Source organism: Caballeronia sp. GAWG2-1, assembly GCF_023631405.1.
GTDB lineage: Bacteria > Pseudomonadota > Gammaproteobacteria > Burkholderiales > Burkholderiaceae > Caballeronia.
Map to the genome: position 1 here is coordinate 1 of NZ_JALQDD010000067.1, position 420 is coordinate 420.

The 420-nt window shown below is 56.7% G+C and carries 1 protein-coding gene; it reads left to right on the forward strand.

All coding sequences use genetic code 11. The features are described 5' to 3' along the window. The coding region (locus NCR98_RS33265) for a hemagglutinin repeat-containing protein (protein ID WP_250528597.1) at nt 1-420 on the forward strand (420 nt) is incomplete at both ends.

Below are 420 nucleotides of genomic sequence, written 5' to 3' on the forward strand. Positions count from 1 at the left end.
CAACTCGCAGGAAACGCATAGCCACAGCAATGTGGTGAGCGGTAAGGAGGTGGCGAGTTCGTCTAATTCGACGGCGATCCTTTCGCAAGGCAGCATGATTTCCGCCGATGCGGTGACGATCACCAGCGGCAAGGATATCAACGTACGAGGCAGCACGATTGTCGGCACGAACGATGTGTCGCTCAATGCCACGCACGACGTGAATATCACCACGACGGAGAACACCGTACACTCGTCTTCGTCTTATGAGGAGAAGAGAACGGGCTTTGGCACGGCCGGCATTGGCATCTCATATGGCACGCAAGACCAGAAGGATACGGTCAACGATGCAAACAAGAGCGCACAAGGCAGCCTGATTGGCAGCACCACGGGCAACGTGACGATGCAGGCGGGCAACACGCTGCACATCACGGGTTCGGA